At 72.3% G+C, this 13,504-nt stretch carries 14 protein-coding genes; 12 read left to right on the plus strand and 2 right to left on the minus strand.

Annotated elements, in window-relative coordinates:
* The 6 genes from ACWDSL_RS46785 to cobC form a co-directional block, all read left to right on the plus strand.
* Positions 1 to 835, plus strand: an 835-nt coding sequence (locus tag ACWDSL_RS46785; RefSeq protein WP_450495007.1) for a vWA domain-containing protein, incomplete at its 5' end; no start/stop codon positions are given.
* Positions 835 to 1,440 carry a cob(I)yrinic acid a,c-diamide adenosyltransferase gene (gene cobO / locus ACWDSL_RS46790; protein WP_450495008.1) on the plus strand — a complete coding sequence of 202 codons (606 nt, stop codon included), beginning with the start codon at positions 835 to 837 and terminating at the stop codon, positions 1,438 to 1,440. The genes ACWDSL_RS46785 and cobO, both read left to right, overlap by 1 nt.
* 103 nt (positions 1,441 to 1,543) lie before the next feature.
* Positions 1,544 to 2,953 carry a cobyrinate a,c-diamide synthase gene (locus ACWDSL_RS46795; RefSeq protein ID WP_450495010.1) on the plus strand — a complete coding sequence of 470 codons (1,410 nt, stop codon included), beginning with the start codon at positions 1,544 to 1,546 and terminating at the stop codon, positions 2,951 to 2,953.
* A 60-nt stretch (positions 2,954 to 3,013) separates the two neighbouring features.
* Positions 3,014 to 3,535, plus strand: coding sequence for a cobalamin biosynthesis protein (locus ACWDSL_RS46800; protein ID WP_450495012.1), 522 nt, complete (start codon positions 3,014 to 3,016; stop codon positions 3,533 to 3,535).
* A 109-nt stretch (positions 3,536 to 3,644) separates the two neighbouring features.
* Entirely contained in the window at positions 3,645 to 4,568 is a 924-nt protein-coding gene (locus ACWDSL_RS46805; RefSeq protein ID WP_450495014.1) for a sirohydrochlorin chelatase, read from the plus strand.
* A complete protein-coding gene (gene cobC, locus ACWDSL_RS46810; RefSeq protein ID WP_450495016.1) occupies positions 4,558 to 5,649 on the plus strand; it encodes an Rv2231c family pyridoxal phosphate-dependent protein CobC in 1,092 nt (363 codons plus the stop codon). Before ACWDSL_RS46805 ends, cobC begins: the two co-directional genes overlap by 11 nt.
* A 111-nt stretch (positions 5,650 to 5,760) precedes the next feature.
* Here cobC and ACWDSL_RS46815 read toward each other — a convergent pair whose 3' ends face one another.
* Together ACWDSL_RS46815 and ACWDSL_RS46820 are read right to left on the minus strand one after the other, a co-directional pair.
* Positions 5,761 to 6,687 (minus strand): SCO1860 family LAETG-anchored protein, encoded by a 927-nt coding sequence (locus ACWDSL_RS46815; RefSeq protein ID WP_450495017.1) that lies wholly within the window; start codon positions 6,685 to 6,687, stop codon positions 5,761 to 5,763.
* Positions 6,688 to 6,988: 301 nt separating this feature from the next.
* Entirely contained in the window at positions 6,989 to 8,098 is a 1,110-nt protein-coding gene (locus ACWDSL_RS46820; protein ID WP_450495019.1) for an amidohydrolase family protein, read from the minus strand.
* A 412-nt stretch (positions 8,099 to 8,510) separates the two neighbouring features.
* Here ACWDSL_RS46820 and ACWDSL_RS46825 point away from each other — a divergent pair, with 412 nt between their 5' ends.
* The 6 genes from ACWDSL_RS46825 to thpD all read left to right on the plus strand — a co-directional run.
* A complete protein-coding gene (locus tag ACWDSL_RS46825; RefSeq protein WP_256982359.1) occupies positions 8,511 to 9,029 on the plus strand; it encodes a SigE family RNA polymerase sigma factor in 519 nt (172 codons plus the stop codon).
* Positions 9,026 to 9,820, plus strand: a complete 795-nt coding sequence (locus ACWDSL_RS46830; protein WP_450495020.1) for a hypothetical protein — start codon at positions 9,026 to 9,028, stop codon at positions 9,818 to 9,820. Before ACWDSL_RS46825 ends, ACWDSL_RS46830 begins: the two co-directional genes overlap by 4 nt.
* A gap of 353 nt (positions 9,821 to 10,173) precedes the next feature.
* A complete protein-coding gene (ectA, locus tag ACWDSL_RS46835) occupies positions 10,174 to 10,719 on the plus strand; it encodes a diaminobutyrate acetyltransferase (RefSeq protein WP_450495022.1) in 546 nt (181 codons plus the stop codon).
* An 84-nt stretch (positions 10,720 to 10,803) separates the two neighbouring features.
* A complete protein-coding gene (ectB, locus tag ACWDSL_RS46840; RefSeq protein WP_450495024.1) occupies positions 10,804 to 12,072 on the plus strand; it encodes a diaminobutyrate--2-oxoglutarate transaminase in 1,269 nt (422 codons plus the stop codon).
* A gap of 83 nt (positions 12,073 to 12,155) precedes the next feature.
* On the plus strand, positions 12,156 to 12,560 hold the full coding sequence (locus ACWDSL_RS46845) for an ectoine synthase (RefSeq protein WP_450495025.1): 405 nt from the start codon (positions 12,156 to 12,158) through the stop codon (positions 12,558 to 12,560).
* A 5-nt stretch (positions 12,561 to 12,565) separates the two neighbouring features.
* A partial coding sequence (gene thpD / locus ACWDSL_RS46850; protein ID WP_450495027.1) for an ectoine hydroxylase occupies positions 12,566 to 13,504 on the plus strand: 939 nt, incomplete at its 3' end.

Below are 13,504 nucleotides of genomic sequence, written 5' to 3' on the forward strand. Positions count from 1 at the left end.
ACCGGGGCTCGGCGAGGGCGCGGCGGGGCGGCGGTCGCGCGCCCGTACGGCCCACGGCCGCACCACCGGCGCGCGCCACCCGCGCGGCACCCTGTCCAAGCTGCATCTGTCGGCGACCGTACGGGCCGCCGCACCGCACCAGCGCTCGCGCGGCCGGCAGGGCCCCGGGCTCGTGGTGCGCCGTGACGACCTGCGTGAGGCGGTGCGCGAGGGCCGCGAGGGCAACCTCGTGCTGTTCGTGGTGGACGCGTCGGGGTCGATGGCCGCGCGGAAGCGCATGGGCGCCGTCAAGGGCGCCGTGCTGTCACTGCTGCTGGACGCCTACCAGCGGCGGGACAAGGTCGGCCTGATCACCTTCCGGGGCGCCGAGGCCGCCCTGGCGCTGCCGCCCACCTCGTCGGTGGACGCGGGCGCCGCCCGGCTGGAGAAGCTGCCCACCGGCGGGCGTACCCCGCTGGCCGCCGGGCTGCTGAAGGCCCGCGAGGTGCTGCGGATCGAGCGGCTGCGGGATCCGTCGCGCCGACCGCTGCTGGTCGTGGTGACGGACGGGCGCGCCACGGGCGGCCCTGACCCGGTCGCCCGGGCCGGGCGCGCGGCCCGGCTGCTGGCGGACGACGGGGTCGCCTCGGTGGTGGTGGACTGCGAGACGGGACCCGTCCGGCTTGGCCTGGCGGGCGCGCTGGCACACGAACTGCGGGGGACACCGGTGACGCTCGACGAACTGCGCGCGGACAGCATGACCGCGCTGGTGCGCGACGCGCGCGGGACGAACACCGCACGGACCGTACGACAGACACGGGCCGTTTCCGTACGAGGGACCTGGAGGGCCGCCTGATGCCGCAAGGACAACCGACCGCCGTACCCGACGACGGGCTGACCACCCGGCAGCGCCGCAACCGGCCGCTGGTGCTCGTGCACACGGGCGTCGGCAAGGGCAAGTCGACGGCCGCGTTCGGGCTGGCGCTGCGGGCGTGGAACCAAAGTTGGCCGGTCGGTGTATTCCAATTTGTAAAGTCCGCGAAGTGGCGGGTCGGCGAGGAGCGTGCGCTGCGCGTCCTCGGCGAGTCGGGCGAAGGGGGGACCGTCGTATGGCACAAGATGGGCGAGGGCTGGTCATGGCTCCAGCGCTCTCAGCAGGACGCCATCTCCAGCGAGGAGGCGGCGCGCGAGGGGTGGGAGCAGGTCAAGCGGGACCTCGCGGCGGAGACATATCGGCTGTATGTGCTGGACGAGTTCGCATACCCCATGCACTGGGGCTGGGTGGACACCGACGAGGTGGTGTCGGTGCTGCGCGACCGGCCCGGGACCCAGCATGTGGTCATCACGGGGCGTAACGCGCCTCAGAAGCTGCTGGACTTCGCGGATCTGGTCACCGATATGTCAAAGGTCAAGCACCCGATGGACACCGGTCAGAAGGGGCAGCGGGGCATCGAGTGGTGAGTGTTCGGTAAGGGGGAGTGTTCGGTGGTGGCGGGTGTGTTTGGTGAGAGTTCTGTGATGGCGAGTGTGCAGGTGAGAGTTCAGTGGTGGTGAGAGTTCAGTGATGAGCGTGCCGCGCCTGGTCATCGCCGCGCCCGCCTCCGGCAGCGGCAAGACCATGGTGGCCACGGGTCTGATGTCCGCCTTCGCGGAGCGCGGTCTCGATGTGTCGCCCCACAAGGTCGGCCCGGACTACATCGACCCCGGCTATCACGCGCTGGCCGTCTCGGCCCCGGCCCGCTCCGGGCGGGCGGCCCGCCCGGGCCGCAATCTGGACGCCTATCTGTGCGGGCCGGAGCGGATACGCCCGCTGTTTCTGCACGGGGCGGCCGGCTGTGATCTGGCGGTCGTCGAAGGTGTGATGGGGCTGTACGACGGGGCGGCCGGGCAGCGCGAGTTGGCGTCGACGGCGCATGTGGCGAAGCTGCTGCGCGCGCCGGTGGTGCTGGTGGTGGACGCCTCGTCGCAGTCCCGCTCGGTGGCGGCGTTGGTCCACGGCTTCGCGTCCTGGGACCCCGAGGTGCGGTTGGCCGGGGTGATCCTCAACAAGGTCGGCTCGGACCGGCATGAGGAGCTGCTGCGGGAGGCGCTGGACGAGTCGGGGGTGCCGGTCCTCGGGGCGCTGCGTCGGATGCGCGCGGTGCATGCCCCGAGCCGCCATCTGGGTCTGGTGCCGGTGGCCGAGCGGCGGGCGGAGGCAGTCGAATCCGTGGCCGCGCTGGCCGAACAGGTACGCGAGGGCTGCGACTTGGAGGGCCTACTGGCCCTGGCGCGCAGCGCACCGCCGCTGGCGGACCCGCCCTGGGACCCGGAGCGGGAGACCGCCTCCGCGGGGGCCGGGGTGGGCGCGGCCGGGGGCGGAGGGCGGCCGGTTGTCGCGATGGCGGGCGGGCCGGCGTTCACCTTCTCGTACGCGGAGCACGCCGAACTGCTCACCGCCGCGGGCGCGGAGGTGGTCCCCTTCGACCCGCTGCGGGACGAGCGCCTGCCACCGGGCACCGCCGGCCTGGTGATCGGCGGCGGCTTCCCGGAGGTGTTCGCGCCGGAGCTGTCCGCGAACGAGCCGCTGCGCGCGGAGGTGGCCCGGCTCGCGGCGGTCGGCGCGCCGATAGCCGCCGAGTGCGCGGGGCTGCTGTACTTGGCGCGCTCACTGGACGGCGAGCCGATGTGCGGAGTGCTGCCCGCCGAGGCGCGTATGTCGGAGCGGCTGACGCTGGGGTACCGCGAGGCGGTGGCGATCGGCGACAGTTCACTCGCGGCCGCGGGGACCCGGGTGCGCGGGCATGAGTTCCACCGCACCACCGTGGAGCCGGGCGCGGGGCCGGAGCCCGCATGGGGGCTGGTCCGTCCGGAGCGCCGCGCGGAGGGGTTCGTCCAGGGCGGTGTGCATGCGTCGTATCTGCATGTGCACTGGGCGGCGGTGCCGGACGCGGCGGTCCGGTTCGTGGCCGGTTGCGCGCGGCGGGGTGGATGAGGGGGCGAAGTGGACGGCGGAACGAACGGCGGAACGAAACGGAACGGGAGGGGGCGGTGAGTGGAGAGCGTGACACGGGCGGGGGCGCTCCCCGAGCCGCCGGTGGGGTCCGCGTCGGCGCCGCTGGCGCCGAACGCGCCGATGCCCTCCTTGCCGTGCCCGGGGCTGGTCGTCGGGGTCGGTGCCGGGCGCGGTGTGTCCGTCGGGGAGGTGACCGGGCTCATCCGGCGGACGCTGGACGAGGCGGGGCTCTCGGTGTGCGAGGTCCTGGAGTTGGCCACGGTCGAGGGGAAGGCCGACGAGCCGGGGCTGGTCGCGGCGGCGGCCCGGCTCGGCGTGCCGCTGCGGGGTTATGGGGCCGCGGCGCTGGCCTCCGTGGCGGTACCGAGCCCGTCCGGGGCCGCGCTGAGTGCCGTGGGGACGCCCAGTGTCGCCGAGGCGGCGGCCCTGTTCGCCGCCACGCCCGGAGGCGAACTGCTCGTGGCCAAGCGGAAATCGGAGCCGCGCGGCCGTCCCGCGCGGGCCACCTGCGCCATCGCGCGCCGTCTCGCCGGCCGGGGCAAACACGGGCAGGACGGGTAGAGATGACCTGCCTGCACATCGGCCCGCAGAAATCAGTAACGTCTCGGGGCGGGATCCCAGCTCCCGCATCGCACTGTGCCACCCGCACCATCAGCACCAAGGAGACCTCGTGACGACCCCGCCCGCGCTGCTCATCGCAGGCATCGGCACCCGAGACGAGAGGCGCGCCGACGCCTTCCGCGACTTCGTACGGGAGTTGGGCACCCGCAATCCCGGCCTACCCGTCGCGGGAGGCTTCACCGGCCAAAGCCCTTTGCCGCTCGGTGACGCGGTGGCCGGACTCGCCGACGAGGGAGTGACCCGCTTCGCCGTCGTACCGCTGACGCTGATCCCCTCCGAGCGCGCGGAGCAGGACCTCACCGCCGCGCTGGCCGGCGAGTGCGAGCTGCGCCCCGACACGTCCTTCGTCCGCGCCCGCCCGCTGGGGCCACACCCCCGGCTGCTGGCCATACTGGAGCGCCGCCTGAACGAGGCGCTGGGCGACGGCCCGCGCCGCTCCCCCTCCGACCGGGCGGAGACCACCGTCCTGCTGGTGGGCCCCGGGTCGGTGACCCCCGAGTCCAACGCCGAGGTGCACCGGGCCGCCAGGCTGCTGTGGGAGGGCCGCGGCTTCGGCGGGGTGGAGACCGCCTTTGTCTCGATGGCCGCGCCGGACGTGGCCTCGGGCCTCGACCGCTGTGCGCGGCTGGGGGCACGGCGCATCGTGGTGCTGCCGTACTTCCTGTTCGCGGGGACGGCAGCGGACCGGGCGCAGCAGCAGGCGGAGGGCTGGGCGCTGGCGTACCCGAAGATCGAGGTGGTGACCGCCGATGTGCCCGGCCCCTCGGAGGAGCTGATGGAGCTCGTCATGGAGCGCTACCGGGAGGCGGCTGGGAACGAAGCCGACCACAAGGCCGGGGACGCGGCTGAGGAAGCGGCCGGGGACGCGGCTGAGGATGCGGCCGAGGAAGCTGCGGGGGATGAGACGGGCGGCTCGGTGGCCGTGCCCGCGCAGAAGGGTCGGCAGTCCGACTCCCCCACGCATGTCCGCTGATCAGCTCGCTCACGTGTCCGTCGGTCCGTCCGCCGGGTTCGACCCGCACCATCTGCGTCACCACGGTGACGCGGAGGTGCGGGGCTCCGGCGCCGAGCTGACGGACCTCGCGGTCAACGTCCGGGCCGATACGCCTCCCGGCTGGCTCAAGGCCCGTCTGGCCGCCGCGCTCGACGGCCTCGCCGCCTATCCGGACGGCCGCGCGGCACGGTGTGCGGTCGCCTCGCGGCATGGTGTGCCGTCGGCGCGGGTGCTGTTGACAGCGGGTGCGGCGGAGGCGTTCGTCCTGCTCGCCCGCGCCCTCCCGGTGCGCCGCCCGGTCGTGGTGCACCCGCAGTTCACGGAGCCGGAGGCCGCGCTGCGGGACGCCGGGCACCAGGTGGAGCGGGTGGTGCTGGACGAGCGCGACGGCTTCCGGCTCGACCCGGGCGCGGTGCCGGAGGACGCGGACCTGGTGGTGGTGGGCAACCCCACCAACCCGACGTCCGTACTGCACCCCGCCGATGCGGTGGCCGCCCTGGCCCGCCCGGGGCGGACGCTGGTGGTGGACGAGGCGTTCATGGACGCGGTCCCCGGTGAGCGGGAATCACTCGCCGGCCGCACCGATGTGCCGGGGCTGGTCGTGCTGCGCAGCCTCACCAAGACCTGGGGGCTCGCGGGGCTGCGGATCGGCTATGCGCTGGCGGAGCCGGACACGGTCGCGGCCCTGGAGCGGGCGCAGCCGCTGTGGCCGGTGTCCTCCCCGGCCCTGGCGGCGGCGGAGGCGTGCTGTGCGGCTCCGGCGCTCGCCGAGGCGGCACAGGCAGCGGAGGCGATCTCCGTCGACCGGGCCCATCTGGCCGCGCGGCTGGCCGAGTTCGAGGAGATACGGGTGTGCGCCGCGGCAGCCGGACCCTTCCTGCTGATCCGGCTGCCGAACGCCACCGCGATCCGCGCCCGCCTGCGCGAGCTCGGTTTCGCGGTGCGGCGCGGCGACACCTTCCCGGGCCTCGGCCCGGACTGGCTGCGCCTCGCGGTCCGCGACCCGGCCACGACCGACCGCTTCATCACCGCCCTGGCGAAGGCACTCGCCGAAGGCTGACCCAGGGTCGGCCGGACGGGGGTGTTCCGCAGCAGGCAGCGCCCGCGCCGGGGCGCCGGGCGGGCGGGAGCCCGCCGCCCGGCGCCCTGGCCGGCACCGGACCGGGGTCCGTCAGACTCCGTCGCCCGGTGCCGCGGCGCGGCGGCGGCGGGCCAGGACAACGGCGCCGGCGCCCAGGCCGAGGAGGGCGGCGCCGCCGGCCACGAGGTACGGCGTGGTGGAGCTGCCGCCGGTCTCGGCGAGGTGTTCCGGCTTCGGGCCCGGGGTGGCCTGGGAGCCGATTTCGGAGCCCGCGCCCGGGGCGGCCGGGGCCTCACAGGTCGCGTCGGCCAGGGTGACCGTCCCCTCGACCTCGGAGACGTTCAGCTTGAGCGGGTTCACCGAGACCTTCAGTTCGAGCGCCGTGGCCGCGGCGGTGCGGGACGTGGTCGAGGTGCGCGACAGGTCGAGTCGTACCGTGCCGACGCCGGGCACATCGACCGTGGTCGTGCCGCTGGTGGTGAGGTTGACCTTCTTGCCGAGCACGACCACGCTGCCCAGCACATTGGACTTGGCGGTCGGCCGCTTTCCGGCCTCGCACACCGCCTTGGAGGTGACCTGCTGGACCTCGATCAGCGGCATCGCCGGCAGCCCCGGGAGGTGCACTGTGGCGTGTGCGAGGTTGGCGTACCCCTCGGCACGCGACTTCTCGACGGTGCCACGTGCGGTGGCCACGTCCGCGCGCAGAACGTTGAACGGCTTGCCCCCCTCGACGCCGTCCAGCGTCGCGCTGAGCGCGGTCTTGTTGGCGGAAGCCGGCGCGTGCACCTCGTTCAGGGCGAGCGCCAGCGGCGCCTTGACGGTCTTGTTGAGCAGCGCGACGTTCAGATCGGCGCGGAGTACGGCCGCGCCGGCTCCGCCCGTCGTGTGCGTGCTCGTCTTGGCGGACTTGCCCGCCTTGCTGTCGCCATCGGTGGCGTGTGCCGCGCCCGCGGGCAGCAGGCCCAGTACGGAGACGGCGGCAGCTGCCGTGGCGGCTGCCAGACGGCGGGCGGGCATGCCTGAGTAGTTGTTGGTGGAACAGGACACGTGAGTTGACCCCCACAGGAGACATGGAGCCGTCGGCGACTCGCCACGGGGGGACACCACGGGCGTCGACGGCATCGACCCCGCAATATTTGCGGCGCGCAAGGCCAACCGGCAGCCAACTGGGGTCAGTTCATCCCAACGGGTGTGGCTCGACGGTACGTTCGAACCCCTGGGGGTATCGGCTGCCCTGAGGCCGCCGAGTCCGCTGCGTGGGCCCCGCAGGCCAAGCTCAGTCCGCCGGCCAAGCTCCGTCCCACCGGCCAAGCCCCCCTCAGCCGACCACCCGCCCGCGCAGCACCACCCGCCGCGGCGCCGTCAGCACCCGCACATCGGCCCGCGGATCCGACTCGTACACCACCAGGTCCGCAGATGCGCCCTCGGTGAGCCCGGGGCGGCCGAGCCAGGCCCGCGCGCCCCAGGTGGCGGCCGACAGCGCGGCGGTCGTCGGAAGGCCGGCCCTGACCAGTTCGGCGACCTCCTGGCCGACCAGGCCGTGCGGAAGTGAACCGCCCGCGTCGGTGCCGGTGTAGATGGGCACGCCCGCGTCGTAGGCCGCGCGCACGGTGTCGTAGCGGCGCTCGTGCAGCCGCCGCATATGGTCCGCCCAGCGCGGGAACTTCCCCTCCCCGGCCGTCGCCAGCTTGGGGAAGGTGGCGATGTTGACCAGGGTCGGGACGATCGCGACACCGTGCTCCGCGAAGAGCGGGATGGTGTCCTCGGTCAGCCCCGTGGCGTGCTCGACGCAGTCGATCCCCGCCTCGACCAGGGGGGCCAGGGTCTCCTCCGCGAAGCAGTGCGCGGTGACCCGCGCGCCCAGCCGGTGCGCTTCGGCGATGGCCGCCTCGACCTCCGCGCGCGGCCAGCAGGCCGTCAGGTCCCCGGCCTCCCGGTCGATCCAGTCGCCGACCAGCTTGACCCAGCCGTCCCCGCGCCGCGCCTCCAGCGCGATATACGCCACCAGTTCCTCGGGCTCGATCTCGTGGGCGTAGTTGCGGATGTAGCGCTTGGTCCGGGCGATGTGGCGGCCCGCGCGAATGATGCGGGGCAGGTCGTCGCGTTCGTCGATCCAGCGGGTGTCGGCGGGCGAGCCGGCGTCCCGCAGCAGCAGCGCCCCCACCTCCCGCTCGGCCAGCGCCTGCTTCTCGCTGGTCGACTCGTCGACGGCGCCATGCGTGTCGAGCCCCACGTGGCAGTGCGCGTCCACGAGCCCGGGCAGCACCCATCCCTCGAGGGTCCGCACGTCCCGGGCGGCGGTCGGCCGGTCGTAAGTGATCTTCCCGTCGACGATCCACAGTTCGTCCCTGACGTCCCAGGCGGAGCCCTCGGCCTCCGGCCCGACGACCACCCTGCCCTTGATGTGCAGCACCGCGCTATCCCTCATGCTTCGCACTGTACGAGACTTCGCCGACGCGCTGACCGGCCAGTTCCCAGGGGGCGGGACGGCGCCACTCGTACAACACGAAGAGCGCTGCTACGCTCACGCAACCCACCGGATGAGGGGAAGTGAGGAGGCCCGCGTGAGCGCTCCCACCGATGATCCGGCCGCCGTACGCCCCGCACCGGCGGCATTGCCGGAGTCACCGGAGAACACGCCCCCGGCTACCGCTGGGAGCAGCCCCCTGGCGGACTTACCGGCGGCCACTCTGTCGGACCTGCCACCCGCCCCGGTACCCGTTCCAGCACCCGACACGGCGTCCGCGCCGGCGGCCACGCCGACAGCCGATCTCGCGCCCGCCGGGCCACCGGATGTCCAGGAGGAGTTCCGGGACTTCTTCGAGCGGCACCACGCCGAACTGGCCCGCCTCGCCCACCTGCTGCTCGGCAGCTCCGACGGCGCGGACGACCTCGCCGCCGACGCGCTGGTCGCCGTCTGGCACCAGTGGGAGCGGGTACGGGTCGCCGACCACCCGGCCGCGTACGCCCGGGGCGTCGTCGCCAATCTGGCGCGCTCCCGGATCCGCAGCCTGGTGCGCGAGCGCCGCCGGGTGGCGCTCTTCTCGTCCCAGCGCGCCGACCACGTCGACGACCCGGACATCTCCGCCGTGGTGGACGTCCAGGCCGCCCTGGTGAGGCTGCCGTTCCGTAAGCGCGCCTGTGTGGTGCTGCGGCACGCCTTCGACCTGTCGGAGCGGGAGACGGCGCGTACGCTCGGCATCTCGGTGGGCACGGTCAAGAGCCAGACCTCGCGCGGCATCGCGGAGCTGGAGCGGCTGCTCGGCTCGGCGCACGGCGGCGGGCAGCAGCCGGTGCCGGGCACGCAGGAGACCGTACGGAAACTCCACCCTGGTCATGCGGGAGGGAACGGTCGATGATCGACCACCGCGAGCGGCACGACCGGATCGATGTCGCCGCCGAACTGCACACGGCCGCCGAGTCCCACCAGCCTGACCGGGCCCGGATGCTGGCCCGGGTGACCGCGGGCATGGCCGGGGACGAGCGGCGCCACACCGAGCGCGGGGCCGGGGCCGGGCGTTCGTGGACCCGCGTGGCGGGCCCGGTCGCCGGGCTCGCGGCGGCGGTCGCCGCCGCGGGGATCGTGGTGCTGGCCACGGAGCCGACCCAGCGGCCGCAGACCGTACGGACGTCGAGCGAGCCCGCGGTCCCGCCGGCCCACGCGGGGCGGGACACCGGGAGCGGAGGGAGGACGGACGACGGGTCGCAGCGGCACACCCCGACCGCCTCCCCCACCGCGGTCGGTCCAAACCACCTCGCCGACCCGGTGGTTCGCTCGAACGGCGAGATCGACCCGGGGTCGAACCCGTACTGGGCGCAGAGCGATGTGATCCTCAAGACCGGCAAGCCGCTGACCTCGCTGACCGTCGAGCTGCGGGTCGCGCACACCGGCGGGGTGCTCACCACCGGCTCCTGGAGCACGCTGCCCACCGGCGATATGAAGGTCTCGGTGCGCAGCGAGAAGAACGCGCTGGTGTACCGCTGGACGCTGAGGGACGGGGCCACGGTGCCCGCGGGCCGGCATGTCTTCGCCGGGCAGTACAACCACGCGGAGGGCGACCGGGACATCGCCGAGGACAGCTACTCGGCCTCCGGCAACGGACCCTCGGGCGCGTTCGCCGTCAGAGGCGCATTCCGCGAAGCCAAGTGACGGCGGATGACGCCAGGCGAATCCAGGTGAATTCTGGGTGGCCGGTGGAGATATAGAGGGAGCGCCTTTATGAATACAGGTTCCCATCGTCTTCTGCCCGCTTTCCGGACTCCTAAACGCTAAAATTTCGTAACCCGGAAACGCTGTAATTCGAGTGCATCACCCGACCGTTACGCAGATGTGACGCACTCCACACAGAGGGTGTTTCGCCCCGGTGACTCCCCGACAAATCAGTACTTTTCATCCGTCGTCCCGTGCGCACACGCGTCCCCGCGCGATAACACGCCGACCCCCCTTCGGGTAACCCCTCACCGCAATGCAATTTAAGATTGTGCTCGGTAAATTCAAGCCGCATGACCGCCGCACAAGCAGACCTTGCACGTGCCCGAAGAGAAATGCCGAAAGGACTGGCGCTCGAGTCCCCACGCGTCGAGGACGGAGCCGCGATCTGGCGCATCGCCCGCGACTCCGGGACCTTGGACCTGAACTCCTCCTACAGCTATCTGCTGTGGTGCCGCGACTTCGCCGCCACGTCGGTCGTGGCCCGGGACGCACAGGGGAAGCCGGTCGGCTTCGTCACGGGTTACACCCGCCCCAAGCGCCCCCGGACCCTGGTGATCTGGCAGGTCGCCGTGGACCAGGCGTGGCGCGGCAGAGGGCTGGCCGCCGCCCTGCTGGACGGGCTGACCGCACGCGTCGCCGAGCAGTCGGACATCCACGGCATCGAGACCACGATCACGCCGGACAACACCGCCTCCAACAGGCTGTTCACCTCTTTCGCCGAGCGGCACGGGGCGGCCGTGGAGCGCGAGGTGCTGTTCGACGGCGGTCTGTTCCCCGACGGCGGCCATGAGCCCGAGGTGCTGTACCGCATCGGCCCCCTCGTCTTCCACACCTGACGCGCCACCTGAGCACCACACCCCCCACATCACACCCCGCACCGAGCTCTCACCCCCCTCACACTCATCTCCCAGGAGAATGCTGTGACCATCACCCCGCCCGCGCTGAGCGTCTTCGAGGCCCTGGAGTCGGAGGTACGCAGCTACTGCCGCGGCTGGCCCGCCGTCTTCGACCGCGCGCAGGGCAGCTACATGTACGACGAGGACGGCCACACCTACCTCGATTTCTTCGCCGGGGCCGGAGCGCTCAACTACGGCCACAACAACCCGGTCCTCAAACGCGCCCTGCTGGACTACATCGAGCGCGACGGCGTCACCCACGGCCTGGACATGGGCACCACCGCCAAGCGCGCCTTCCTGGAGACCTTCCAGAACAGCGTGCTGCGCCCGCGCGACCTGCCGTACAAGGTCATGTTCCCTGGCCCGACCGGCACCAACGCCGTCGAGGCCGCCCTGAAGCTGGCCCGTAAGGTCAAGGGGCGCGAGTCCATCGTGTCCTTCACCAACGCCTTCCACGGGATGTCGCTGGGCGCGCTCGCCGTCACCGGCAACGCCTTCAAGCGGGCCGGCGCCGGCATCCCGCTGGTCCACGGCACGCCGATGCCGTTCGACAACTACCTGGACGGCCGGGTGCCCGACTTCCTGTGGTTCGAGCGGCTGCTGGAGGACCAGGGCTCCGGGCTCAACCAGCCCGCCGCGGTCATCGTCGAGACGGTGCAGGGCGAGGGCGGTATCAACGTGGCGCGCACCGAGTGGCTGCGCGGCCTGGCCGACCTGTGCAAGCGCCGCGACATGCTGCTGATCGTCGACGACATCCAGATGGGCTGCGGCCGCACCGGCCCGTTCTTCTCCTTCGAGGAGGCGGGCATCACCCCGGACATCGTCACGCTCTCCAAGTCGATCAGCGGCTACGGCCTGCCCATGTCGCTGGCGCTCTTCCGGCCCGAGCTGGACATCTGGGAGCCGGGCGAGCACAACGGCACCTTCCGCGGCAACAACCCGGCCTTCGTCACCGCCGCCGCGGCCCTGGACACGTACTGGGCCGACGGCCAGATGGAGAAGCAGACCCTCGCCCGCGGCGAGCAGGTCGAGCAGGCGCTGCGTGAGATCTGCGAGGAGCACGTCCGGCTGGGCGCCCAGTACCGCGGCCGGGGCCTCGTCTGGGGCCTGGAGTTCGCCGACCCCTCGCGCGCCTCGGCCGTGTGCGCCCGCGCGTTCGAACTCGGCCTGCTGGTGGAGACCTCGGGCCCGCAGAGCGAGGTCGTCAAGCTGCTGCCGCCGCTGACCGTCTCCCCCGAGGAGCTGGACGAGGGCCTGCGGACGCTGGCCCGAGCCATCCGCGAAACCGCCTGACCCACATCAGGCCGTATCAGGCCACATCAGAACACGTCAGATCCCCAACAGATCAGGTCCCCAACAGAAAGGCGCAATCCACCGTGATCGTCCGATCCTTCAAGGACATCGAGGGCACCGAACGGCATGTGAAGGCCGCTTCGGGCACCTGGGAGAGCAAGCGCATCGTCCTGGCGAGGGAGCGGGTGGGCTTCTCACTGCACGAGACCACGCTCTACGCCGGCACCGAGACATCGATGTGGTACGCCCATCACATCGAGGCCGTGCTGTGCGTCGAGGGCGAGGCCGAGCTCACCAACGACGAGACCGGCGAGAAGCACTGGATCGCCCCCGGCACCATGTATCTGCTGGACGGGCATGAGAGGCACACCCTGCGTCCCAAGACCGATTTCCGCTGTGTCTGCGTCTTCAACCCGCCGATCACCGGACGGGAGGACCACGACGAGAACGGCGTATACCCCCTGATCACCGAGCCGGAGGAGGCCTGATCCAGATGACCACGGTCGCTGACCTGTACCCGACCCGCAGAAGCTCCGAGACGGTCACCCCACGCGTGGACCCGGTGGTGTGGTCAGATCCCGGGACCCCAGGGCCGCTGCGGCCCGCCGAGCTGAGCGGCTTCGAACGCGACGGCTTCCTGGCGATCGAGCAGCTGATCGCCCCGGACGAGGTCGCGGTCCACCGCGCCGAGCTCGACCGGCTGATCGCCGACCCGAAGGTGCGGGCCGACGAGCGCTCGATCATCGAGCCCACGTCGCAGGACGTACGGTCGGTGTTCGAGGTGCACCGGATCAGCGAGGTCTTCGCGAGCCTGGTCCGCGACCCGCGCGTCGTGGGCCGGGCCCGCCAGATCCTCGGTTCGGATGTGTACGTCCACCAGAGCCGGATCAACGTCAAGCCGGGCTTCGGCGCCTCGGGCTTCTACTGGCACTCCGACTTCGAGACCTGGCACGCCGAGGACGGGCTGCCGAATATGCGCACGGTGTCGGTGTCCATCGCGCTGACCGAGAACTACGACACCAACGGCGGCCTGATGATCATGCCGGGCTCGCACCGCACCTTCCTCGGCTGCGCGGGGGCGACCCCGAAGGACAACTACAAGAAGTCGCTGCAGATGCAGGACGCGGGCACCCCGTCGGACGAGTCCCTGACCAAGCTCGCCGACGCGCATGGGATCAGGCTGTTCACCGGCAAGGCCGGGTCGGCGACCTGGTTCGACTGCAACGCCATGCACGGGTCGGGCGACAACATCACCCCGTACGCGCGCAGCAATGTCTTCATCGTCTTCAACAGCGTGGAGAACGCGGCGACCGAGCCCTTCGCGGCACCGGTCCGGCGGCCGGAGTTCATCGGAGCGGGCGCGCGCCGACGCGGCCGGGCAGGGGCTCGGCCCCGGCTCCCGGATGCTGTCCGGGCTGCCGTACGACACCTG

This window comes from Streptomyces sp. NPDC000941 (assembly GCF_053599555.1).

Excerpts from the sequence above, each read along its gene's own strand:
- ACWDSL_RS46820 (WP_450495019.1), bottom strand. The coding sequence starts at position 8,098 with ATGAGGGATAGCGCGGTGCTGCACATCAAGGGCAGGGTGGTCGTCGGG.
- cobC (WP_450495016.1), top strand. The coding sequence starts at position 4,558 with ATGTCCGCTGATCAGCTCGCTCACGTGTCCGTCGGTCCGTCCGCCGGG.
- cobO (WP_450495008.1), top strand. The coding sequence starts at position 835 with ATGCCGCAAGGACAACCGACCGCCGTACCCGACGACGGGCTGACCACC.
- ACWDSL_RS46795 (WP_450495010.1), top strand. The coding sequence starts at position 1,544 with ATGAGCGTGCCGCGCCTGGTCATCGCCGCGCCCGCCTCCGGCAGCGGC.
- ectA (WP_450495022.1), top strand. The coding sequence starts at position 10,174 with ATGACCGCCGCACAAGCAGACCTTGCACGTGCCCGAAGAGAAATGCCG.
- ACWDSL_RS46815 (WP_450495017.1), bottom strand. The coding sequence starts at position 6,687 with ATGCCCGCCCGCCGTCTGGCAGCCGCCACGGCAGCTGCCGCCGTCTCC.
- ACWDSL_RS46830 (WP_450495020.1), top strand. The coding sequence starts at position 9,026 with ATGATCGACCACCGCGAGCGGCACGACCGGATCGATGTCGCCGCCGAA.